Raw genomic sequence first — 22,389 nt, 5'->3', positions numbered from 1 at the left:
GCTGGTCATGCCGGCTGGAGGATCTTGCCGCGGGTGACCTGGTGCGCAACGATTTCGAGTGGCTTCAAAGCGGTGACGATACAGTCATATACCGATCGTGCTCGATCGCTGTTGTCGCGGCTGAAGTTGCAGACGTAGACATCGAGGGTGACATCACCGGTTTCAGGCCAAGTATGGACAGCGAGGTGGCTTTCGGCGAGGACCACGGTTCCGGTTACGCCGGCCGGCTTGTCGGCATCGTCGGTGAATTGATAGAAGTAGCTACCCAGCGGGGTGAGACCGGCGTTGCCGCATTCGTCGACGCAGAGCGTCTCGAGGGTGGCTCGGTCGACAAGCAGATCAGTGTTGCATTGACAGCGATACAGATCCGCAATCAGATGTAGTCCATTCATGCTGCGCCCCCATCCAACTACAGATAAAGCGGCCGATTATAGCAAATGGATTGGTGCAAACCTTTCCGGGCATTTCGGACCGTGGGGGTGTTTCACGTGAAACATCGTCAGGGCGCAAGAGTGTCGTAGGCGAGTTTCAGTATCAGCGCGCAGACCACGACGAGGAAGAGCTTGCGTACGAAGCCTGTTCCGTGACGGACGGCAAGGCGTGCACCAAACAATGCGCCTGCCAGATTGCAGGTCGCCATGATGCCGGCGGCAAGCCAGAGTACCGAACCGTGGCCGACGAAGAACGCAATCGCCGCAAGGTTGGTCGCAACGTTGACGATCTTCGCGGTGACCGACGCCTGGAGGAAATCCTGTCCGAGAAAACGAATGAAGAGAAAGATCAGGAAGCTGCCGGTTCCCGGACCGAAGAAGCCGTCGTAGAAGCCGATCGAGGCGCCGATTACGCAGCTGATCGTAATCTGGATGCGGTGGGTGTGGGTCGACGGACGCGCGATCTTCCCGAAGTCCTTGCGGATGAAGGTATAGATTGCCACCGCGACGAGGAGGATGAGAACCAACGGTCGGACAAGCTCGGGGGAAAAATGCGAAACCGAGCGCGCACCGAACCAGGAGCCGATCAGTGCAGCGCTCGCGGATGGGAGGGCCAGCGCCCACGGAACCGGAATTCGCCTCGCGTACTGTATTGCTGCGCTGCTGGTGCCCACGACGCTCGCGAGCTTGTTGGTGCCAAAAAGGACGGCAGGGCTGGCGCCGGGAAATGCCGCGAAGAGCATTGGAATCTGGACAAGTCCGCCTCCGCCGACGACAGCATCAACCAGGCCGGCGACGAATGAGCCGATGCCGAGCAGAATGAGCAGTGTGGTCGAAAGGTCGTCGGGTGCCATGAGTCGCGTGAACCTGATTGCTATGGTGTTTCACGTGAAACACCGGGGAGTGAAAAAGCTGGAGCGGCGGAAGGTGTTGCGGTGATTCTGTGCGTCTCGGGAGGTCGCTACTTGCCGATGCAGAAACGCGAGAAAATCACGCCGAGCAAATCGTCGGAGCTGAACTCTCCGGTGATCTCGTTGATTGACTGCTGGGCGAGGCGCAGCTCTTCAGCCATGAGTTCGAGCGCATCAGCACTTTCGCTCGCATTGACGATATGCTCGCGCGCGGAACGAAGAGCGAGCATGTGGCGCTCCCGCGCCAGGATTACGTCCCCGCCCCCGCCGTGCCATCCGGCTATGCGCAGTAACTCCTGTTGCAGCAGCTCTATCCCGACGCCCGCCTTCGCCGAGAGCCAGATTGCAATCTTTCCTTCATGCTCGCCCCGCCGTGGCGTTTCATTGGCGAGATCGATCTTGTTGAAAACCGTGAGACGTTCGATACCGCCGGGCAGGCGACGATCGATTTCCGCATCCTGTGCGCACAGGCCTCCGCTGCGAATGTCGACAAGGCGGACGATAACGTCGGCTCGCTCGATCTCCTTCCAGGTGCGTTCGATGCCTATCCGCTCGACCGCGTCTGCAGTGTCCCGCAGCCCGGCTGTGTCGATGACGTGAAGCGGGATACCTTCGATCTGGATCGTTTCGCGCAGCGCATCGCGAGTCGTACCGGCAATGTCGGTAACGATCGCACGCTCTTCGCCAGCGAGTCGGTTGAGCAGACTGGACTTGCCCACATTGGGTTGACCGACGAGGACCACGTGAAGACCGTTGCGCAACAGGCTGCCCTGGCTGGCCTTCTCGAGGATTGCATCGACTTCGGTGCGAAGTGTGGAGAGCTTGCCAAATGCGTCCGCCGCCTCGAGGAAGTCGACTTCCTCCTCGGGAAAATCCAGTGTCGCCTCGACCAGCATGCGCAGGTCAACCAGATGGTCGCGAATGCTGTTTGCCTGCGCCGAGAATACGCCCGACAGACTGCGGAGCGCCGATCGTGCCGCGGCAGCGGTCGAGGCTTCGATCAGGTCGGCCACCCCCTCTGCCTGGGCAAGATCGAGCTTGCCGTTCAGGAAGGCGCGCTTCGAGAACTCACCCGGCTCGGCAAGGCGCGCGCCCAGCTCGATGCATCGCGCGAGCAGCATCTGCATCACCACCGGCCCGCCGTGGCCCTGTAGCTCGAGGACATCCTCGCCGGTGAAGGAATGTGGTGCCGGAAAGTACAGCAGCAGGCCTTCGTCGAGCGGCACGCCGTCCGCATCGAGAAAACGTGCGAAATGCGCATGGCGCGGCTGTGGTTCGATGCCACAAAGGGTGCGCGCAAAAGGAAAAAGGGATGGACCGGAAACCCGGACCACCCCGATTCCGCCACGACCCGGGGCCGTGGCGACTGCTGCGATCAGATCACGAGGTCTTTGTCTTTCCACCCTCGATCATCCGTGTGATCTGCCATTGCTGTGCAATCGACAAGGTGTTGTTGACCACCCAGTAGAGCACCAGGCCGGACGGGAAGAACAGGAACATGAAGGTGAACACGATCGGCATCGCCATCATGACCTTTGCCTGGATCGGGTCCGGCGGCGTCGGGTTGAGGCGGGTCTGGATCAGCATCGAGATGCCCATCAGGATCGGCAGCACATAGTACGGATCCTTGGTCGACAGATCGTGGATCCAGCCGAGCCACGGTGCGTGACGCATTTCGACGCTGCCAAGCAGCACCCAGTACAGTGCGATGAAAACCGGGATCTGTACGAGAATCGGCAGGCAGCCGCCCAGCGGGTTGATCTTCTCCCGCTTGTAGAGATCCATCATCGCCTGCTGCATCTTGACCTTGTCGTCGCCGAACTGCTCCTTCATGCGCTTGAGACGGGGGCCAAGGGTACGCATCTTGGCCATCGACTTGTAGCTCGCCGCCGAGAGCGGGAAGAACACGGCCTTGATCGCCACGGTCACGAGGATGATCGCCCAGCCCCAGTTGCCGGTGAGCTTGTGGAACCACTGCAGCAGCCAGAACAGCGGTGCGGCGATCACCGTGAGCCAACCGTAGTCCACCACCAGATCGAGACCCGGGGCGATGGCCTTGAGATTGTTCTGCTCCTGTGGGCCGGAATACATCGGTACGTCAATGTTGGCACTCTTGCCCGGCTCGATCGTACCGACCGGCAGGATCACCCCCGAGGAGTAAAGATCGTTGCCGACCTTGCGGGCATAGAACTCGCGCTCGGCGTTGCCCTGAGGCAGCCAGGCGCTGACGAAGTAATGTTGCACCATTGCGATCCAGCCGTTGTTCGCCTTGTGGGCAAACTTGGCCTTGCCGTCGGCAATGTCCTCGAACTTGAGCTTCTGGTATTTCTCGCCATCGGTATAGACGGCCGGGCCGGTGAAGGTCGAGACCCCGACCGCCTTGACGCTTTCGGCAGGCTTTCCGTCGCGGGTGAACTGGAAGTACGCGAAGGGCGATACCGGCGCACCGCTGCCGTTGTCGATTTCGTAGCCGGTCTGGATTTCGTAGCTGCCGCGCTTGAAGGTCAGCAACTTGGTGACCTTGATGCCATTGGCGGTTGGCGGGGCGGTCAGCCGAATGGTCAGGCTGTCCTCGCCATCCTTCAGCGCCTGCTCGCCGGCCGGTAACGAGAACATCGTCTTGTGGTTTGGCAGACCGTCGCCGATCAGTCCACTCTGCGCGCTGTACTGGTGGACGGTACCGTTATCGAGCAGCAGGAAATTGTGGGTCTGGTCCTGACTGTCCTTGTGGCGCACCAGCTCGAGCCGCACGATGCTGCCGCCAAGGGCCGAAATCTCGGCGACGACGGTGTCGGTCCGCACGGTCACGGTCGGCGCCGCGCTGGCTTCCGCGGGGCTGCTGCCACCCACTGCGCCTGGAACCTCTCCGGGCGTTGCCAGCGTGGTGGTCGGTGCGGCCGAGTTCGCCGTACCCTGCCCTGCGCTGGCAACTGGCGGCGGCGCGGGCGGCTGGTTGTGTTTCATCCACCCTTCCCACAGCATGAACAGTGAGAAGCAGAAGATCAGGGTCAGGATCAGGCGACGATTGTCCATCGGGCAATTCGCTCAACAGTTAGGGGACGGGATCATACCCGCCGGGCTTGAACGGATGACAGCGACCGACCCGTTTAAGGGCCAGCCAGCCGCCTTTGAGGGCGCCATGGCGCTCGACGGCTTCGACCGCGTACGCAGAGCAGGTGGGATGATACCGGCAGTTGCGTCCGAGCATCGGACTGATGGCGTATTGGTAGAAACGCAGCAGGGCGAGAAGAATGGTTTTCATGGCCGCAGGCGTAGCAGGAGGTTCTCCAGATCGTCGCGCAGTTCGCGGCGGCTGGCCTCTTTCGGGGGCGCGGCCAGCCGGACGATCAGATCATGTGCCGGCAGCGTTGCCCGGCGATGACGAAAGGTTTCCCGCGCGATGCGCTTCACCAGGTTTCGCAGCACCGCACGCTTGGCCAGCTTCTTTGCAACCACGACGCCGAGGCGCGCAGTGTCACCGCCGTTGGGACGGTAATGCAGATTGAAGAAGCGTCCCCGATAGGCACGGCGAAAAGCAAAAACGGATGAATAATCATCCGTTTTTCGTAGGCGGAATTCCGCAGGAAAACCCTGCGATACGAACCCGGACTCCGCCGGTTCAGGCACGTCAGACTGCGAGGCGATGACGACCCTTGGCGCGGCGGGCAGCCAGTACATTGCGGCCACCACGGGTGCGCGAGCGAACCAGGAAGCCATGGGTACGCTTGCGACGCACGACGGAGGGTTGGTAGGTACGTTTCATGATGGGCTACGGCTATTGGATCAAACGCGCAATTTGATCGGATAATGCCCTGTTTGTCAATACAATTTTTAGGTTCAGCCTGTGGATAAGTCGGGCGATGGGGAGTACAATCACCCCTCGTTTTCGATCTCGGGGTGTTGCGCCACCGCTTGCAGATCGGCTGCGACCAATAATAAATTCTTCCGCCACACGGGCGGTTGTCCCCCCGCAGAACACCGTTATCCGTACTGGCACCCGAGAATCCGTGAGCCGAGAATTCTGGTCCTATTGTCTATCGCAGCTTGAACAGGAACTGCCTCCGCAGCAGTTCAACACCTGGATCAAGACCCTGCACGCTGAAGATGGCGACGGCGGCGAAAGCCCCGCGTTGAGACTGATCGCGCCCAACCGTTTTGTCCAGCAGTGGGTGCGCGAGCGCTATATGCGCCGCATCGTCGAACTGGGCGCCGCCTTCTTCGGTGTCGAACCCGCATGCGAACTCGCCCTGCCTGCCGCCGGCGCGGCCCGTCCCGCCGCGGCGCTGCGTCCCGCCACCGTGAGCGCGCCGCGCGAGGCAGCCGTTGCGCAGACCGAGACTCCCGCAGTGAGTATGGCAAGCGACGTGGCGAAGCTACCGCCGAGGCGTGCGGAGCCCGAGCGCGCGGTGTCCAGCGAAGCTGCCGCCTACGACAAGACCCGCCTGAACCGCGATTTCACTTTCAACAACCTGGTCACCGGCCGAGCCAACGACCTGGCTCGCGCGGCGGCCATGCAGGTCTCGCAGAATCCGGGCTCTTCCTACAATCCGCTGTTTGTCTACGGCGGCGTGGGCCTCGGCAAGACCCACCTGATCCACGCCATCGGCAACGAGATCTTTCGCCGCAACCCGCGCGCGGTGATCCGCTATGTGCATGCCGAGGACTACTACGCCGACGTGGTACGCGCCTACCAGCAGAAAAGCTTCGACGTCTTCAAGCGCTACTACCGCTCGCTCGACCTGCTGCTGATCGACGATATCCAGTTCTTCAACAACAAGAACCGCACCCAGGAAGAGTTCTTCCACGCCTTCAATGCGCTGACCGAGGCCAAGAAGCAGATCATCATCACCTGCGACACCTACCCCAAGGATGTGCAGGGCCTGGAAGATCGCCTGATCTCACGCTTCGACTGGGGCTTGACGGTGCAGATCGAGCCGCCGGAGCTCGAGATGCGGGTGGCGATTCTCAAGAAGAAGGCGGAGGCCGACCGCATCGACCTGTCGGACGACGTGGCCTTCCTGATCGCCAAGAACCTGCGTTCGAATGTGCGCGAGCTTGAAGGCGCGCTCAAGAAGGTCGTGGCCTACGTGCGCTTCCATGGCAAGGAAATCACCCTGGAGCTCGCCAAGGAGGCGCTCAAGGACCTGCTCAACGCGCACAACCGCCAGCTCACCACCGAGCACATCCAGAAGACCGTCGCCGATTACTACAAGATCAAGGTGGCGGACATGCACTCGAAGAAGCGTACCCGCGTGATCGCCCGGCCACGTCAGGTGGCGATGTTCCTGGCCAAGGATCTCACGCCGCTGTCGCTGCCTGCCATTGGCGAGGCCTTTGGCGGGCGGGACCACACCACCGTGCTGCACGCGTGCCGTACGATTGCCGAGCTGCGCTTGGGCGACCCGCAGCTCAACCACGATCTGCACGTGCTCACCCAGGTGCTGCGCGGCTGAAACAGGCAAGCGCCCCGCGAAACGCCCCGACCGACGAAACCCGACCGATTAACGGAGAGAACCACACCATGCTTCTGCTTACCTCCACCCGTGATGCCTTGCTGGGCCCCCTGCAGTCCGTCTCGGGCATCGTCGAGAAGCGCCACACCCTGCCGATCCTCTCCAATGTTCTGCTCGAGAAGCAGGGCGACATGCTCACCCTGTTGGCGACCGACATCGAGATCCAGATCAAGACCAGCGCCACCGGTGTGGGTGGCGGTGAGGACACGGCGATCACGGTGGGGGCCAAGAAGCTGCAGGACATCCTGCGCGCGTTGCCGGACAGCGCCGACATCACCTTAACGCTCGAGGACAAGCGCCTCACCGTCAAGGCCGGGCGCAGCCGCTTCCAGCTGCAGACCCTGCCGGCGGCGGACTATCCACGCCTCACCCCGCCGGAAGACCAGGGTGTGCGCATCCGCGTGCCGCAGAAGGTGTTCAAGCACCAGCTCGCGCAGGTGTCCTACTCCATGGCCCAGCAGGATATCCGCTACTATCTCAACGGCCTGCTCATGATGGTCGCCGGCAACGCCTTGCGCATGGTCGCCACTGACGGCCATCGCCTCGCCTTTGCCGAAAGCCAGCTCGAGGGCGAGTACGACAAGGCCGAAGTGATTCTGCCGCGCAAGACGGTCATGGAACTCGGCCGCCAGCTCGGCGATACCGACGAGCCGCTCGAGATCACCCTGGCCGGAAACCAGGTGGTGTTCCGCTTCGGCCCGATCGAGCTCATCTCCAAGCTCATCGACGGCAAGTTCCCCGACTACGAGCGGGTCATTCCGCAGCACCACCCCAAGCAGCTTGCCTTCGCACGCCAGCCGCTGCATGCCGCGCTGTCGCGGGTGGCGATCCTCACCAACGACAAGTTCCGTGGCGTGCGCGTGGTGCTCACCGAGGGCAGCCTCAAGATCATCAGCACCAACGCCGAGCAGGAAGAGGCCCAGGAAGAGCTCGAGATCGATTACCAGGGCGAGGGTCTCGACATCGGCTTCAACGTCACCTACCTGCTCGACGTGCTCAACAACACCAGCACCGAAGAGATCATCGTGCACCTCAACGACTCCAATTCGAGTGCCCTGTTCACGCTGCCGGGCAATGACAGCTTCAAGTACGTAGTCATGCCCATGCGCATCTAGGGAGACGCGCATAAACCTACTGCGCGCGCCCATACTGGCCCTGCGATGCTCGCCGTACGCTTGTACGGCTGCGCTTCTCGCGCCAGCCTGAACGTGCTCGCTACGGTTTCTGCACGCCTCCTTGGCCTGATTTTGTTTGCCATTGGCCACAGCTTTTTCGTGGCCGATCACCGAGATTATTTATGTCCGAACCGCTCAATACCCCGCCGCAAGCCGATTACGACGAATCCAGCATCCAGCAGCTCGAGGGGCTGGAGGCGGTACGCAAACGCCCGGGGATGTATATCGGCGACACTTCGGACGGGACCGGCCTGCACCACATGGTGTTCGAGGTGGTCGATAACGCCATCGACGAGGCGCTGGCCGGGCATTGCGACGACATCGTGGTGACCATCCATCTCGATAACTCCATCTCGGTCAGCGACAACGGCCGCGGCATTCCGGTCGGGGTCAAGATGGACGACAAGCACGAGCCAAAGCGCTCGGCGGCCGAGATCGTGATGTGCGTGCTGCACGCCGGTGGAAAATTCAACCAGAACAGCTACAAGGTTTCGGGCGGCCTGCACGGTGTGGGTGTGAGCTGCGTGAACGCGCTCTCCAAGTGGCTGCGCCTCACCATCCGCCGCGACGGCAAGAAACACTTCCTCGAGTTCAACCGCGGCCATGCCCAGGACCGCGTCATCGAGCTGGTCGATGGCATCGAGACCTCGCCGCTCAAGGTCGTGGGCGAAACCACCAAGCGCGGCACCGAAGTGCACTTCATGGCCGATGAAGAGATCTTCGGCACCATCGAGTTCCACTACGAGATCCTCGCCAAGCGCTTGCGCGAGCTCTCCTTCCTCAACAACGGCGTGCGCATCCGCCTGCTCGACCAGCGTACCGGCAAGGAAGAAGATTTTGCTTTCTCGGGCGGCGTGCGCGGCTTCGTGGACTATGTAAACCGCAGCAAGAGCGTGCTGCACCCCACCGTGTTCTACGCCGAAGGCGCCACCCAGATCCCCACCGGTGCCGGCCACGATGTCGAGCTCACCGTGGAAGTGGCAATGCAGTGGAACGACAGCTACCAGGAACAGGTGCTGTGCTTCACCAACAACATCCCGCAGGCGGACGGTGGCACTCACCTCACCGGCCTGCGCGCGGCGATGACCCGCGTCATCAACAAGTACATCGACGAAAACGAGATCGCCAAGAAAGCCAAGGTCGACGTCACCGGCGACGACATGCGCGAAGGCCTCGCCTGCGTGCTTTCGGTCAAGATGCCGGACCCCAAGTTTGCCAGCCAGACCAAGATGAAGCTGGTCTCGTCCGAAGCGCGCCCGGCCGTTGAAGAAGTGGTTGCCCAGAAGCTCGCCGAATACCTGCTCGAGAACCCGCTCGACGCCAAGACCATCTGCGGCAAGATCGTCGAAGCCTCGCGCGCCCGCGAAGCCGCCCGCAAGGCCCGCGAGATGACGCGCCGCAAGGGCGTGCTCGACGGCGTGGGCCTGCCGGGCAAGCTCGCCGACTGCCAGGAGAAGGACCCTGCACTGTGCGAGATCTACATCGTCGAGGGTGACTCCGCCGGCGGCTCCGCCAAGCAGGGCCGCGACCGTAAATTCCAGGCCATCCTGCCGCTGCGCGGCAAGGTGCTGAACGTCGAGCGCGCCCGCTTCGACAAGCTCATCAGCTCCGAGCAGATCGCCACCCTCATCACCGCGCTCGGCACCGGCATCGGCAGCGGCATGGGCAAGGACGACTACAAGCCCGAAAAGCTGCGCTACCACCGCATCATCCTCATGACCGATGCGGACGTCGACGGCGCCCACATCCGCACCCTGCTGCTCACCTTCTTCTATCGCCAGATGCCCGAGCTGGTCGAACGCGGCCACATCTACATCGCCCAGCCGCCGCTCTACAAGATCAAGCACGGCAAGAACGAGCTCTACATCAAGGACGACCACGAGCTCAACGCCCACCTGCTCAAGCTCGCGCTCGACGGCGCCATGCTCGTCCCGACCGAAGGCGCCGAACCGATCGTCGACGAAACCCTCGGCGGCCTGGCACGCGGCTACCTGCTTGCCGAAGCCGTCATCAACCGCCTGGCCGGCTATGTCGATGCCCAGGTGCTGCACGCGGTGCTGCACCACAACCTCGAGATCGACATCTCCGACGAAGCCACCACCCGCGCCTCGGTCGAGCGCCTGCAGGCCGTCATGCCGTCAACAGTGACCCTGCGTGCCGACTACGACGAAACCGGTGAAGCCTGGCGCATCGCCATCGAACGCATGCGCCACGGCAACCGCAAGCTCGGCTGGATCGAGGAAGACCTCATCCTCTCCGGCGACTACAAGACCATCCGCACCGCCGCGCAAAGCCTCGACGGCCTGGTCGGCAAGGGTGCCACCATCCGCCGCGGCGAAAAGGGCGCACCGGTGAAGAGCTTCGCCGAAGCCATCCAGTGGCTGCTCAAGGAAGTCGAGCGCGGCATCAGCAAGCAGCGTTACAAGGGCCTCGGCGAGATGAATCCCGAGCAGCTCTGGGAAACCACCATGGACCCCGCCGTGCGCCGCCTGCTGCGCGTGCAGATCGACGACGCCATCGCCGCCGACGAGATCTTCACCACGCTGATGGGCGATAACGTGGAGCCGCGCAGGGCGTTCATCGAAGAGAACGCCTTGTATGCGCAAAATATTGATGTGTGATTGTTGTCGGGTGACACAGAAAGTGAAAACACCCCGATTGATGGGTAAGTGATTTTTCACGTTTCACGTCACGAGTACCGGTTCATGTGCCACAGAACGCGAAAAGGTTCGGACGTTATGCCATCAAAAGTGACAAGATCAGACCGCTGGTAGAATGGCGGCCCGCGGGCTGGATTCGGCCACGACCGGCCCATCGCGTTTACTCTCAAGCTGCCGATCGAGAGGCAGCTCCACTCAAAAAACTGCCGTCCTGCCTACGGGAGCAACTCGGCCTGAGGGGCATGCCCATCGAGCGGCGGCAATCCGGCCGACACCTGCTACACGGCGCTCAGCGTGGGCGAACTGCAGGTCCTTGATGCTGCGGACTCACAGATTCGACGCTCGGCAGCCGGCCGAGCGCTGCAAGAGCAAACTCTCAACGTGGAGTTGAAGCGACAGGCTGACTGCAAATCGGAACCGGCGACCACCATTCCATCAGGTGACGAGAGAACCCTTCTTCAAAGCGCGATACGGCGCTTTCACGTTTCACCAATCGTATCTGCTACACGCGCGCCGCCCACGCGATCAACTCGCGCCGCTTCTACCCCCGCCGTGCCAAACCTCCTCGACGATGTTCATCGCCGCCGCGATCAGTGGCTCCTCTTTGCATTCTTGACGGCAAATGAAGCCAAGTTCGGCGGGTACCGACACCGCATCGGCCATGACGATGCCTTCGGCGTGCGCAGCACGCAGCGCGAGACTTTCGCGCGCAAGCGCCAGCGCGACGCCCGACTTCACCAGATCGATCATCGAGGGCTCGAGATCGACCCGTGCGACGACCCGCTGCGCAACGCCTTCAGCGGCAAAGATGCGGCTCAAGAGGCGCGAATGGACTGAGTCGGGCGGCGTACCAATCCACGGTAGTCGCGCAAGGTCGCGCCATCCTTTCCCCCGCACCTGGCCGCTCCAGCCTGCCGGAGCAATGACGCGATAAACGAACGCGGTTAGCGTGACAACGTAAAAGCGATTCTTCAGTTCCGCCAACCCGGGTGGGCCGAGCGCGTAAGCAACGTCGAGCCGCCCCGCCTCCAACTCGCGGGCAACCGCGCCCGACATGCCGTGTGATAGTTCGAACGACAGACCGGGGTGGCGCTCCGCCAGCAGGCGCAGGAACGGCCCCATGCGCAGGAACTCGGGATCGACGATGGTGCCGAGCCTCAACCGTCCGGTCACCGAACCCTTCAGCCTCGTCGCCGCGGCGCGGAACTCGGCCACGGCAGTCAGCGCCCGCTCGGCGGCCGGCAACAGTTTCTGCCCCGCCTCGGTCAGGCGCATGCCGCGCGGTCGCCGCTCGAAGAGCGTGACACCGATTGATTCATGCAACTTCTTAAGCTGTAGGCTGAGCGCCGGCTGGGTCACGAAGAGCCGCTCCGCGGCGCGGGTGAGGTTGCCCTCGCGTGCCACGGTGACAAACGCGCGCAGTCCTGAGTAGTCCATTCTGAAATTAGCAATTCGAATAACGAAACCAAGAATAACTCATTGGATCCTCTGTGGCACATGGTTCTAAATACGATCCATCGTCACAGCCGTTACACAGCGAAGGAAGAGATATGAGCCTTACTTACATCAACGCCCCCGAGCACATCGACCACTGGATCGACAACGAACCCCGTCCGGCCGCCGAGCGCAGCCAGCCGGTCTTCGACCCGGCTCTGGGCCGCTCGACCCGCCAGGTCGGTCTGGCCACCGAAGCGGAAGTCGACGCGGCAGTCGCCAGCGCCGCCACCGCACAGCAGGCCTGGGGCGCGATGGCGCCGCAGAAGCGCGCGCGGGTGCTGTTCAAGATGAAGGAACTGGTCGAGCGCCACACCGACGACCTCGCCCGCCTGATCACCCGCGAGCATGGCAAGACCTTCCCGGACGCCAAGGGTGAAGTGCAGCGCGGGCTCGAGATCATCGAGTTCGCCTGCGGCATCCCCCAACTCCTCAAGGGGCAGTACTCGGACAACGTTGGTGGCGGCATCAGCAACTGGAGCCAGCGCGCACCGCTGGGCGTCACAGCCGGCATCACGCCCTTCAACTTCCCGTTCATGGTCCCGATGTGGATGGCGCCGGTGTCGATCGCCTGCGGCAACAGCTTCATCCTCAAGCCCTCCGAGCGCGACCCCTCGCCCTCGTTGCTGACCGCCGAGCTGTTCCGCGAAGCCGGACTGCCAGCCGGCGTGTTCAACGTCGTCCAAGGCGACAAGCTCGCGGTCGATCGTCTGCTGAACCACCCCGACGTGCAGGCAGTGAGCTTCGTCGGCTCGACCCCGATCGCCAAGTACATCTACGAGACCTCGGCCCGCAACGGCAAGCGCTCGCAGGCACTGGGCGGTGCGAAGAACCATATGGTGGTGATGCCTGACGCCGACCTTGATCAGGCCGCCGACGCGCTGATCGGTGCCGCCTACGGGTCCGCCGGAGAACGCTGCATGGCGATCTCGGTCGCGGTTGCGGTCGGCCATATCGCCGACGAACTTGTCGACAAGGTTGCCACCCGTGCCCGCGCGCTGAGTGTGAACGACGGTGAAGCAGAGGGTGCCGACATGGGCCCGATCGTGACCGCCGAAGCCAAGCAGCGCATCGAAGGCTACATTGCCTCGGGCGTCGAGCAAGGGGCGACGCTGGTGATGGACGGTCGCGGGCTGGTCGTGCCGGGCCGCGAGCAGGGTTACTTCCTCGGCGCCTCGCTGTTCGACAACGTCACGCCGGACATGAAGATCTACCGAGAGGAAATCTTCGGCCCGGTGTTGTGCGTGCTGCGGGTCGACACCTTCGCCGAGGCGGTCGAGCTGGTCAATTCGCACGCCTTCGGCAACGGCGTCGCCTGCTACACCCGTGACGGCCGCACCGCACAGGAGTTCGCGCAGAAGATCCAGATCGGCATGGTCGGCATCAATGTGCCTCTGCCAGTGCCGATGGCCTGGCACTCGTTCGGTGGCTGGAAGCAGAGCCTGTTCGGCGATCACCACAGCTACGGCGAGGAAGGCGTGCGCTTCTACACCCGCTACAAGAGCGTGATGCAACGCTGGCCGGATAGCGGTTCGAAGGGGCCGGAATTCGTGATGCCGGTCAATTGATCCTTCACTGAAAAGACGAGCTGTACGGCGGGCCTCGGCCCGCCGCTTACTGATCGGGTCAGACGCCGCATGCGGCCGGAATCCCGCCGGCCCCGAGTGCGTCGGCGACGGCCCTCCAAAATTCGAATTCAGGAACTTCCCATGAAAGATATAGGTGAATTTGACTACGTCATCGTTGGCGGCGGCGCTGCGGGCTGCGTGCTGGCCAACCGCCTCTCGGCCGACGCGGACGTTAGCGTGTTGCTGCTCGAAGCCGGCAACGACGAGAAATGGATCTGGACCAAGATCCCTGTCGGCTATCTCTACTGCATCAACAACCCGCGCACCGACTGGTGCTACAAGACCGAGCCCGAGCCGGGCCTGAACGGACGCAGCATCATCTACGCCCGCGGCAAGGGGCTCGGCGGCTCGACGCTGATCAATGCGATGCTCTACCTGCGCGGCCAGGCCCGCGACTACAACGAATGGGCCGAGCTCACCGGCGAAGCCGGCTGGAGTTGGGACGCGGTACTACCGCACTTCAAGGGCGTCGAGGACAATTGGCGCGGCGGCAGCGAGCACCATGGCAGCGGCGGCGAGTGGCGGGTCGAGCAGCAGCGCCTGCGCTGGGACATCCTCGACCGTTTCGCCGAAGCCACCGCGGAAGCCGGCATTCCAATGACCGAAGACTTCAACCGTGGCAACAACCTCGGCGTCAGCCAGTTCGAGGTCAATCAAAAACGCGGCACCCGCTGGAGCGCAGTGCGCGGCTTCCTCGATCCGGTGCGCCACCGGCCCAATCTGACCATCATCACCGGCGCCCTGTCCGACCGGCTGCTGATTGACGGGCGGTGGGTGAAAGGCATCATCTTCCGCCGCGATGGCGAGGAGTGCGTCGCCCGCGCACGCATCGAGACCGTGCTTGCGGCTGGTTCGCTCGGTTCGCCGGCGATCCTGCAGCGCTCAGGCATCGGCGACGGCGCAACACTGCAAGAGCTCGGTATTCCACTCGCCCATGAGTTGAAGGGGGTCGGTAACAACCTGCAGGATCACCTGCAGCTGCGCAGCATCTTCAAAGTGAGCGGCATCAAGACCCTGAACCAGCGGGCCAACAGCCTTTGGGGCAAGGCGATGATGGGCCTGGAATACGCCTTGTTCCGCCGCGGCCCCTTGACCATGGCGCCGAGCCAGCTCGGCCTGTTCGCCTGTTCCGACTCCTCGGTCGAAAACCCAGACCTCGAATACCACGTGCAACCGCTCTCGCTGGACAAGTTCGGCGACCCGGTGCACAAGTTTCCGGCCTTCACCGCCAGCGTTTGCGACCTGCGCCCGAAATCGCGCGGCCACGTCACGATCCGCGACCGCGACCCGGCCAGCGCTCCGCGCATTGCGCCAATGTATCTCACCGATCCGGAAGATCGCGCCAAGGCCGCCAGAGCGATCCGCCTGACCCGGAAGATCGCGGGCCAGCCCGCGCTGGCACCGTTCAAGCCGGTCGAGCACCTACCCGGCCCGGGCTTCGAGACCGACGAAGATCTGGCGGTCGCCGCAGGCAACATCGGCACCACGATATTCCACCCGGTCGGCACCTGCAAGATGGGGCGGGAAGACGATCCGAGCGCGGTGACCGATGCCCGCCTGCAAGTGTTGGGGTTGGGCGGCCTGCGCGTGGTCGATGCATCGATCATGCCGACCATCACCTCCGGCAACACCAGCTCGCCGACGATCATGATCGCGGCACGCGGCGCGCAGATGATCCGCGAGGACCGACTGCGATCAGCCTGACGTTGCAGACGGGGCGCCAGCAGCGCTGCATTTGCTGGCGCTGGTATTACCAATCAAGCTGACAGAATAGTATGTAGCTTGGGGTGCGGTGATTCGCCAATCCGCCCAGTTTTCTTGTCAAGGGTGAAGGAGAAGGGAAACCTGTTCTGGGCAGGAAAGCAACGAAACCGATCGTTGCAGCTGTTCTGCGATAAGCGATCGATTACCAGGGTGGAGAAACGCGGGTCAGAGTGCAGAAGGAAGTGTTTGCAGGTGCGGAAGTTAGCGGCGCCAATTTGTCGCTCAAGCATTTGCCTCGACGCACAAATCACGCAGGCAGCAGCCAAGGATCTCTGTGACCACGCTGATTGGGAACGGGCCCCGCAAGCTTCAGCACCTGCCAGGTGGATCTGGAAACCACACAGACCGATATCGACATCCGCTACGGCATGCGACGCCTGCAGCCGCCCGGGACGTTGGTGCTGCCGCTCCCGCCCGAGACCATCGTGCCCTTGTGCGGAGAGGAAGCATAGGGGTCAGTTCTAGAATTGTTGCATACGACCGGCCGTACAAAAGCGTAATCCCCGGCCCTTCACGTTTTTGTTTCTATATGACGAGGATCGTCTGATCCCTGGTCGGAATCATCTTGCCATGTCCGGGAGCTATTCATTCTCATCGCCCAGTTTCGCCAATTCTTCCCTCAGCGCCTTCAACTCGCGCCGGTACCCTTCCGCGTCGCCGAAATCCACGAAGCCGCCGTAATACGGATGTGCCTGCATCACGCGCCGGGAGTGTTTGATCGGGCACCAGAACTGTTCGGTGCGGCCGAGCACTTCGCGGATGTAGGCGGCGAGGCCGTTGCCGTATGAACAGTAGGCGCAGTTGATCTTTTCGATGATGTTGAGATAGCCGAGGTGGGCGCGATCGAAGACGAGGTAGTCGCGGCGGCGCACGCGGGCGATGCCGTAGAGTGGGAAGCAGATGAGCTGGTAGAGCGTTACCGCGATATCGGTGAGCAGCAGTGGAAAGAACACCGCGTAGATGACCGGCGCAGTGATGACGTTGCGCAGGCGGGCGCCCAGCAGGTACTTGAGCAACCCGGTCTTGAAGCGGCGCTGTTGTTCGAGCACTTCCTGTTCGAAGCGGATGCGCTTGTCTTCGAAGTCAGCGTTCAGCTCGGCGCGGCGGCGTTGCAGTTCGTGCTCGATTTCGTCCTCTATGTGGCGGATGCGTTCGAGCAGTTCATTGATTTTCGGGCTCATTCCGGGCCTCTGGGGGTGGTGCGGCGCGATAGGCCGATACAGTACCGGCAGTTCGCACGCGGGAGGCGCGATTGCATTGCAGCGCCGGCGCTTTCCTCAAGCGAGTGGTTGTCGGTGCATCTCGCGCAGCAGCGCGGTGAAGTGCCGTGCGACGCGACCGGGCGGCGGTGTGCGGGCGATCGAGACGCCCCATTCGCAGTGGTATTGCAGGGTGTCGGAGGGGATGCGGCGCAGTGTGCCGGCCCGCTCGAACGACGCCGCATAGTGTTCGGGCAGAAAGCCGAGGTAGCGCCCGGAGCGGATCAACACCACACTGCCTTCCTGTTCGTGGGCGCGCGCCGCCGGCTGGAGGCCGAGACGCCAGAAGTGCTCCATGTTGCGCGAGTGGTAGCCCAGGCCGACGAAAGCGGCGGTGCGCAGCGCTGCTTCGTCGGGCAGCCGGCCGTCGCGCAGCAGCGGGTGTTCGGGGGCGCCGTAGAGCCACATCTGCTCGCCGAACAGCGGCCAGTAGAGCAGGCTCTCGCTGGCGCGGTGAAAGGGATGGATGGCGGCCTGGATGTCGCCTTCAAGCAGCCCCTTTTCGATGGCGATCGTGCCGGCGACGTGCATGTTCAGCGTCACCGCGGGTGCCTCGGCGCCGAATGCGGCGATGGTCTCGGCGAGCCGGCAGGCGGGGTTGGTGACGAACTTGTCGAACACCGCCAGGTTGAGTTCGCCGCGCGGATCGCCATGCAGGCTGGTCACTTCGCGCCTGAACCCCTCGATCTGCGAAAACAGCCGCCGGGCGGCGTCGAGTACCGTGGCGCCTTCCTCGGTGAGCGCAAAGCCGGAACGGCCGCGCTCGCACAGGCGTACGCCGAGTCGCGTCTCGAGGTCCTTGAGGTGGCGGCTGATCACCGAGCGGCTGATGTTGAGCCGCAGCTCAGCCGCCGCCAGCCCGCCCGATTCGGCGATCGCGATGAAGATGCGCAGCAGACGTAGGTCCGCCTCGGCGAGACTGGTGAGCAGGGCGCGGGCTTTCATGGTGGCGATTGTTTCACGAAACCTGCACGGACCGACCCGCCGGGCTGCTTTGCCCGGCAGGTGTGTCGCGCCTCAGCCGTTGCTCGGGAAGGCGAATTGCGCTTTTTCGATGCCTGCCGTGGGCCAGCGTTGGGTGAGCGTCTTGCGGCGGGTGTAGAAGCGCACCGCATCCGGGCCATAGGCGTAGAGGTCGCCGAACAGCGAGCGCTTCCAGCCACCGAAGCTCTGGCAGGCGACCGGCACCGGCAGCGGCACGTTCACGCCCACCATGCCGACCTGAACGCTGTCGGTGAAGTGCCGCGCCACCGCGCCGTCACGCGTGAACACGCAAGTGCCGTTGCCGAACTCGTGGGCGTCGATCAGGGCGATGGCTTCCTGCAGGCTCGCCACCCGCACCACCGCCAGCACCGGGCCGAAGATTTCTTCCTGATAGACGCGCATCGTCGGCTTGACGTGGTCGAGCAGGGTGCCGCCGAGGAAGAAGCCCTTTTCATGGCCGGCAACCTTGAGGCCGCGGCCGTCCACCACCAGCTCGGCCCCTTCTTCGGCGCCCAGGTCGATGTAGCTTCTGACCTTGTCGCGGTGCGCGCCGGTGACCAGCGGTCCCATGTCGAGCCCGCGCGTGGCACCGTTGCCAATGGCCAGCGCCTCGACCTTGGGCTTGAGCCGCTTCACCACTTCGTCGGCTACTGCTTCGCCCACCGCGACCACCACCGAGATCGCCATGCAACGCTCGCCGCACGATCCGTAGGCCGCGCCCATGATCGCGTTCACCGCGTTGTCGAGGTCCGCGTCGGGCATCACCACGGCGTGGTTCTTGGCGCCGCCGAGCGCCTGCACCCGCTTGCCGTGGGCGGTGCCGGTTGAATAGATGTACTCGGCGATCGGCGTGGATCCGACGAAGCTCACCGCCTTGACCCGCGCATCGGTGAGCAGGGTGTCGACCGCTTCCTTGTCGCCATTGACCACGTTGAACACGCCCGGCGGCAGCCCGGCCTCGGTGAGCAGCTCGGCGAGGATCATCGCCGCCGAGGGGTCCTTCTCGGAGGGCTTGAGGATGAAGCAGTTGCCGCAGGCGATCGCCATCGGAAACATCCACATCGGGACCATCGAGGGGAAGTTGAACGGGGTGATGCCGGCCACCACGCCGAGCGGCGGAAACTCCGACCAGGAGTCGATCTCCGGGCCGACGTCGCGGCTGTGCTCGCCCTTGAGGAATTCCGGTGCGCCACAGGCGTATTCCACCACCTCGATGCCGCGCTGCAGCTCGCCGTGGGCGTCTTCCCAGACCTTGCCGTGCTCCTCCACAATCGCCGCGACGATGCGCTCGGCGTGCTTGTCGAGCAGCGCCTTGTAGGCGAACAGCACGCGCGCGCGCTTGAGCGGCGGCGTCTTGCGCCAGCCCGGGAAGGCGGCTTCGGCTGCCGCGATGGCCTGCTCGACGGTGGCGCGGCTGGCCATGGCCACCTCGCGCACCGGCTCGCCCAGCGCCGGGTTGAAGACCGCCTGGGCACGGTTGGTGTCGGCGACGACCTGCCCGTTGATGTAGTGACCGATGGTGTTCATTGCCGTGTCTCTCGTGTTCTTGTGGGTTCAATCAATCGTGTGCAGCGCCTGGCGCACCGTCTCGACGATGCGCGCGAGCTCGTCCGGCGTGGAATCGAGGAAGGGCGAAAACTGGATGATGTCGCCGCTGTTCCTGATCACGACCCCGGCCTCGAAGCATTTGAGGAAGACCGCCAGGCCACGCGCACCCGGCGCACCCGGACGCGGCGCGAGCTCGACCCCGCCCATCAGGCCAAAGTTGCGGATGTCGATCACGTGCGGCTCGCCCTTGAGTGCGTGGAGCATCTCCTCGAACACCGGTTCGAGCGCCCGGGCGCGCGCAAACACGTCCTCGTCGCGGTAGACCTTCATCGTCGCCACACCGGCGGCGGCGGCAAGCGGGTGGCCCGAATAGGTGTAGCCGTGGAACAGCTCCACCGCGTTGTCCGGGCCCTGCATCATGGCCTGGTAGATCTCCTCGCGGACGATCACCGCGCCCATCGGCACCACGCCGTTGGTGAGCCCCTTGGCGGTGGTGATGATGTCCGGCGTCACCCCGAAGCGTTCCGCCGCAAAGGGCGCGCCGACCCGGCCGAAGGCATTGATCACCTCGTCGAAGATCAGCAGGATGCCATGCGTGTCACAGATCTCGCGCAGGCGCTGCAGGTAGCCTATTGGTGGCACCAGGATCCCCGCTGAGCCCGCCACTGGCTCGACGATCAGCGCGGCGATATTGGAAGCGTCGTGCAGCGCGACGAGGCGCTCGAGATCCTCTGCCAGATGTGCACCCCAGCCCGGCTGGCCGCGGCTGAAGGCCATGTCGGCCAGGCTGTGGGTGTGGCGGATGTGATCCACCCCGGGCAGCAGCGTGGCGCTGAAGACCTTGCGGTTGGCCGTCATGCCGCCCACCGACATGCCGCCGAAGTTCACCCCGTGGTAGCCGCGCTCGCGTCCGATCAGCCGGGTCCGCTGGCCCTGGCCGCGGGCGCGCTGGTAGGCCAGCGCGATCTTCAGCGCGGTATCCGCCGATTCCGAACCCGAATTGGTGAAGAACACCCGGTCGAGCCCCGGTGGCGCCAGCTCGGCGACCTCGCGGGCGAGCTGGATGGCGCGGTCGTTGGTGACCTGGAAGCCCATCGCGTAGTCGAGCGTGGCAACCTGCTGCTGCACCGCCGAGACGATGGCCGGATGGCAGTGGCCGATCCCCGAGGTCCACAGCCCGGAAAACCCGTCCAGCAACTGCCGGCCGTCGTCCGTGGTGTAGTAGTGGCCCAGTGCGGCCTTGATGACGCGGGGCGATTTCCAGAAAGCGCGGTTGGCGGTGTAAGGCAGCCAGTAGGCCTGATCGTGATTCATGGTGGCAGGTATCCGTGAGGGTATCCGTTCATGCTAGTCAAGATTTCTGATGCAGAAAACGACCGGATTCGAACATGAAGTTTCGTCTCGGTGAAACATGCCGTATCTTACGTGCTGTGGGTATCGCGGTCCGCGCCGGTTGCCTCGGACGATGAGCAGCCCCGAGGAGGGGGCCTGTGGTGGCGTGTATCTTTGATCTGTCGCCCCGGCGGACGCCGGGGTCCAGGGTCTCGTTCTTTGCTGTTCGTTTTGGTGTGCGCCGCCGATTGATGGCGATTGGCCGGGTCTCGCCCCGGCGGGCGAGTCACTTTCTTGTGGCGACAAGCAAGTCACCAAAGAAGCGCCCCCTGCCGCACCGCCGGCTACGCCGGTTCCCTCGCTCCGTCCGCGTCCGGCGGGTCGCGTCGAAACTCGCCCTGCGGGCTCGGACAGCGATGCGACAAGTCCCGCCGGCCACGGCCAGCACTCGGCGGTGCAGAAGGGGAAGCGGGCGCCGGCTCGGCTTTGCCGTTGCCGACGGGTGGCGGTGCGTGGTGATGATCTAGGTTGGCAATCCAGCTGGCGGCTCAACGTGGGCAGGACGTTGAAGTGGTACGAGTTGGTGAGTGAAGCGCGACCTGAGCCCAATGCTCAGGTACGAACATGAAGTTTTGTCTCGGTGAAACACGCCATCTCATGCGTGCTGTGGGTATCGCGGTCCGCGCCGGTTGCCTCGGATGATGAGCAGCCCCGAGGATGGGGTCCGTGGTGGCGTGTATCTTTTGATTCGTCGCCCCGGCGGACGCCGGGGTCCAGGGTTTCGTTCTTTGCTGTTCGTTTCGGCGCGTGCCGCCGATTGATGGCGATTGGCCGGGACTCGCCCCGGCGGGCGAGTTACTTTCTTGTGGCGACCAGAAAGTAACCAAAGAAGCGCCCCCTGCCGCACCGCCGGCTACGCCGGTTCCCTCGCTCCGTCCGCGTCCGGCGGGTCGCGTCGAAACTCGCCCTTCGGGCTCGGACAGCGACGCGACAATTCCCGCCGGCCACGGCCTGCACTCGGCGGCGCAGAAGGGGAAGGGGTCGCCGGCTCGACGTGGGCAGGACGTTGAAGCGGTACGAGTTAGTGAATGTAATGTAATTAAGCGCGGTATCTGACTCCACTGCTTGCGCTACTCTTCAGAGAAAAGTAGAACACTTCGCTCGAACAGAAGGTCCAAGAGTTCCCGCACTTCAGTGAGGGCAACAGACCCGTCTCGGCTGCTGAGGCTCAAATAGGCGGCGCCACGTTGGACATCTCGTCCGCCAAAATTCATTAGATGCCCAACGCGGAAAGACAAACTCTTGAATCCCAAGTCTTGGTCGCCTGCTAGGTGTATACCAGCGCCCAAGAGTCGGCCAGTAAGTTTGTGGTGCTGTTCCACGGTATCAACGAAGCGGACGAAGTCAAGCCGAACGGGGATGCCGATCATCCCCATTGGACATACGGTTCGAATCGACCGCTCAATCAATGGACAGGCGGTATCTACCACGGCGGGATCAAGCTCTATGCGAATTCCATTGAGACCAATCCCGTCCCTTGCATGCAAGACCATTCCCTGAGCCCTAACAGGGTGATGCAAAAGCGCCAGACTCCTCACCAGCAAAGGGCCCCAGCGTAATTTTCATGGCGACTTCACGGCGAGATTTGATTTTTCAATTCGATTCGAGGTGCCGAATCGCGCATCGGAGG

18 protein-coding genes are annotated in these 22,389 nt (G+C 63.3%); 6 read left to right on the top strand and 12 right to left on the bottom strand.

Translation table 11 applies throughout. The features are described from left to right. Nucleotides 1-5 precede the first annotated feature (5 nt). The 7 genes from speD to rpmH form a co-directional block, all read right to left on the bottom strand. Nucleotides 6-392, bottom strand: a complete 387-nt coding sequence (gene speD, locus GQB03_RS17255) for an adenosylmethionine decarboxylase (RefSeq protein ID WP_159692048.1) — start codon at nt 390-392, stop codon at nt 6-8. 107 nt (nt 393-499) lie between these two features. After that, the gene (locus tag GQB03_RS17250) at nt 500-1,285 is read right to left on the bottom strand and encodes a sulfite exporter TauE/SafE family protein (RefSeq protein ID WP_159692046.1); all 786 of its coding nucleotides are present in this window, start codon (nt 1,283-1,285) and stop codon (nt 500-502) included. A gap of 107 nt (nt 1,286-1,392) precedes the next feature. Beyond that, nucleotides 1,393-2,745: a tRNA uridine-5-carboxymethylaminomethyl(34) synthesis GTPase MnmE gene (gene mnmE, locus GQB03_RS17245; RefSeq protein ID WP_159692044.1), complete on the bottom strand. Its 1,353-nt coding sequence runs from the start codon at nt 2,743-2,745 to the stop codon at nt 1,393-1,395. After that, nucleotides 2,723-4,375 carry a membrane protein insertase YidC gene (gene yidC / locus GQB03_RS17240; RefSeq protein WP_159692043.1) on the bottom strand — a complete coding sequence of 551 codons (1,653 nt, stop codon included), beginning with the start codon at nt 4,373-4,375 and terminating at the stop codon, nt 2,723-2,725. The genes mnmE and yidC overlap by 23 nt, the downstream gene beginning before the upstream one ends. Nucleotides 4,376-4,394: 19 nt before the next feature. Beyond that, the gene (gene yidD, locus GQB03_RS17235; protein ID WP_159692041.1) at nt 4,395-4,604 is read right to left on the bottom strand and encodes a membrane protein insertion efficiency factor YidD; all 210 of its coding nucleotides are present in this window, start codon (nt 4,602-4,604) and stop codon (nt 4,395-4,397) included. After that, on the bottom strand, nt 4,601-4,969 hold the full coding sequence (gene rnpA / locus GQB03_RS17230) for a ribonuclease P protein component (protein WP_235027113.1): 369 nt from the start codon (nt 4,967-4,969) through the stop codon (nt 4,601-4,603). Before rnpA ends, yidD begins: the two co-directional genes overlap by 4 nt. Before the next feature lies 1 nt (nt 4,970). After that, entirely contained in the window at nt 4,971-5,105 is a 135-nt protein-coding gene (gene rpmH, locus GQB03_RS17225; protein ID WP_159692037.1) for a 50S ribosomal protein L34, read from the bottom strand. 244 nt (nt 5,106-5,349) lie between these two features. Between rpmH and dnaA the strand changes: the two genes are divergently transcribed. The 3 genes from dnaA (at nt 5,350) to gyrB (ending at nt 10,651) form a co-directional block, all read left to right on the top strand. Then, on the top strand, nt 5,350-6,795 hold the full coding sequence (gene dnaA, locus GQB03_RS17220) for a chromosomal replication initiator protein DnaA (RefSeq protein ID WP_200832272.1): 1,446 nt from the start codon (nt 5,350-5,352) through the stop codon (nt 6,793-6,795). Between the two features lie 68 nt (nt 6,796-6,863). Continuing rightward, nucleotides 6,864-7,970 (top strand): DNA polymerase III subunit beta, encoded by a 1,107-nt coding sequence (gene dnaN, locus GQB03_RS17215; protein WP_159692033.1) that lies wholly within the window; start codon nt 6,864-6,866, stop codon nt 7,968-7,970. A gap of 182 nt (nt 7,971-8,152) precedes the next feature. Then, a complete protein-coding gene (gene gyrB, locus GQB03_RS17210; RefSeq protein ID WP_159692031.1) occupies nt 8,153-10,651 on the top strand; it encodes a DNA topoisomerase (ATP-hydrolyzing) subunit B in 2,499 nt (832 codons plus the stop codon). A gap of 564 nt (nt 10,652-11,215) precedes the next feature. On the opposite strand, the gene GQB03_RS17205 is transcribed toward gyrB, so the two are convergent. Next, a complete protein-coding gene (locus GQB03_RS17205) occupies nt 11,216-12,127 on the bottom strand; it encodes a LysR family transcriptional regulator (RefSeq protein ID WP_159692029.1) in 912 nt (303 codons plus the stop codon). Nucleotides 12,128-12,240: 113 nt separating this feature from the next. Between GQB03_RS17205 and GQB03_RS17200 the strand changes: the two genes are divergently transcribed. From GQB03_RS17200 to GQB03_RS23430, 3 genes are all read left to right on the top strand, one after another. Then, nucleotides 12,241-13,752, top strand: a complete 1,512-nt coding sequence (locus GQB03_RS17200; RefSeq protein WP_159692027.1) for a CoA-acylating methylmalonate-semialdehyde dehydrogenase — start codon at nt 12,241-12,243, stop codon at nt 13,750-13,752. A gap of 141 nt (nt 13,753-13,893) precedes the next feature. Continuing rightward, nucleotides 13,894-15,516: a GMC family oxidoreductase gene (locus tag GQB03_RS17195; RefSeq protein ID WP_159692025.1), complete on the top strand. Its 1,623-nt coding sequence runs from the start codon at nt 13,894-13,896 to the stop codon at nt 15,514-15,516. Between the two features lie 383 nt (nt 15,517-15,899). Beyond that, nucleotides 15,900-16,028: a hypothetical protein gene (locus tag GQB03_RS23430; protein WP_268817563.1), complete on the top strand. Its 129-nt coding sequence runs from the start codon at nt 15,900-15,902 to the stop codon at nt 16,026-16,028. A 129-nt stretch (nt 16,029-16,157) separates the two neighbouring features. On the opposite strand, the gene GQB03_RS17185 is transcribed toward GQB03_RS23430, so the two are convergent. The 4 genes from GQB03_RS17185 to GQB03_RS17170 all read right to left on the bottom strand — a co-directional run bounded on the left by GQB03_RS17185 (nt 16,158) and on the right by GQB03_RS17170 (nt 20,681). Continuing rightward, nucleotides 16,158-16,757 carry a hypothetical protein gene (locus GQB03_RS17185; RefSeq protein WP_159692023.1) on the bottom strand — a complete coding sequence of 200 codons (600 nt, stop codon included), beginning with the start codon at nt 16,755-16,757 and terminating at the stop codon, nt 16,158-16,160. 96 nt (nt 16,758-16,853) lie between these two features. Next, nucleotides 16,854-17,780: a LysR family transcriptional regulator gene (locus GQB03_RS17180; RefSeq protein WP_159692021.1), complete on the bottom strand. Its 927-nt coding sequence runs from the start codon at nt 17,778-17,780 to the stop codon at nt 16,854-16,856. 72 nt (nt 17,781-17,852) lie between these two features. Then, nucleotides 17,853-19,346 carry a CoA-acylating methylmalonate-semialdehyde dehydrogenase gene (locus GQB03_RS17175; protein ID WP_159692019.1) on the bottom strand — a complete coding sequence of 498 codons (1,494 nt, stop codon included), beginning with the start codon at nt 19,344-19,346 and terminating at the stop codon, nt 17,853-17,855. 27 nt (nt 19,347-19,373) lie between these two features. Continuing rightward, a complete protein-coding gene (locus GQB03_RS17170; protein WP_159692017.1) occupies nt 19,374-20,681 on the bottom strand; it encodes an aspartate aminotransferase family protein in 1,308 nt (435 codons plus the stop codon). Nucleotides 20,682-22,389 lie beyond the last annotated feature (1,708 nt).

The sequence above is a fragment of the Cognatazoarcus halotolerans genome, assembly GCF_009800965.1.
Lineage (GTDB): Bacteria > Pseudomonadota > Gammaproteobacteria > Burkholderiales > Rhodocyclaceae > Cognatazoarcus > Cognatazoarcus halotolerans.
Note: the sequence above shows the minus strand (reverse complement) of the source record. Positions and strands in the feature narration are given on the sequence as shown.

Excerpts from the sequence above, each read along its gene's own strand:
- dnaN (WP_159692033.1), top strand. The coding sequence starts at position 6,864 with ATGCTTCTGCTTACCTCCACCCGTGATGCCTTGCTGGGCCCCCTGCAG.
- GQB03_RS17180 (WP_159692021.1), bottom strand. The coding sequence starts at position 17,780 with ATGAAAGCCCGCGCCCTGCTCACCAGTCTCGCCGAGGCGGACCTACGT.
- gyrB (WP_159692031.1), top strand. The coding sequence starts at position 8,153 with ATGTCCGAACCGCTCAATACCCCGCCGCAAGCCGATTACGACGAATCC.
- yidC (WP_159692043.1), bottom strand. The coding sequence starts at position 4,375 with ATGGACAATCGTCGCCTGATCCTGACCCTGATCTTCTGCTTCTCACTG.
- GQB03_RS17205 (WP_159692029.1), bottom strand. The coding sequence starts at position 12,127 with ATGGACTACTCAGGACTGCGCGCGTTTGTCACCGTGGCACGCGAGGGC.
- rpmH (WP_159692037.1), bottom strand. The coding sequence starts at position 5,105 with ATGAAACGTACCTACCAACCCTCCGTCGTGCGTCGCAAGCGTACCCAT.
- GQB03_RS17250 (WP_159692046.1), bottom strand. The coding sequence starts at position 1,285 with ATGGCACCCGACGACCTTTCGACCACACTGCTCATTCTGCTCGGCATC.
- GQB03_RS17175 (WP_159692019.1), bottom strand. The coding sequence starts at position 19,346 with ATGAACACCATCGGTCACTACATCAACGGGCAGGTCGTCGCCGACACC.
- speD (WP_159692048.1), bottom strand. The coding sequence starts at position 392 with ATGAATGGACTACATCTGATTGCGGATCTGTATCGCTGTCAATGCAAC.
- GQB03_RS17200 (WP_159692027.1), top strand. The coding sequence starts at position 12,241 with ATGAGCCTTACTTACATCAACGCCCCCGAGCACATCGACCACTGGATC.
- yidD (WP_159692041.1), bottom strand. The coding sequence starts at position 4,604 with ATGAAAACCATTCTTCTCGCCCTGCTGCGTTTCTACCAATACGCCATC.
- GQB03_RS17195 (WP_159692025.1), top strand. The coding sequence starts at position 13,894 with ATGAAAGATATAGGTGAATTTGACTACGTCATCGTTGGCGGCGGCGCT.
- GQB03_RS17185 (WP_159692023.1), bottom strand. The coding sequence starts at position 16,757 with ATGAGCCCGAAAATCAATGAACTGCTCGAACGCATCCGCCACATAGAG.
- GQB03_RS17170 (WP_159692017.1), bottom strand. The coding sequence starts at position 20,681 with ATGAATCACGATCAGGCCTACTGGCTGCCTTACACCGCCAACCGCGCT.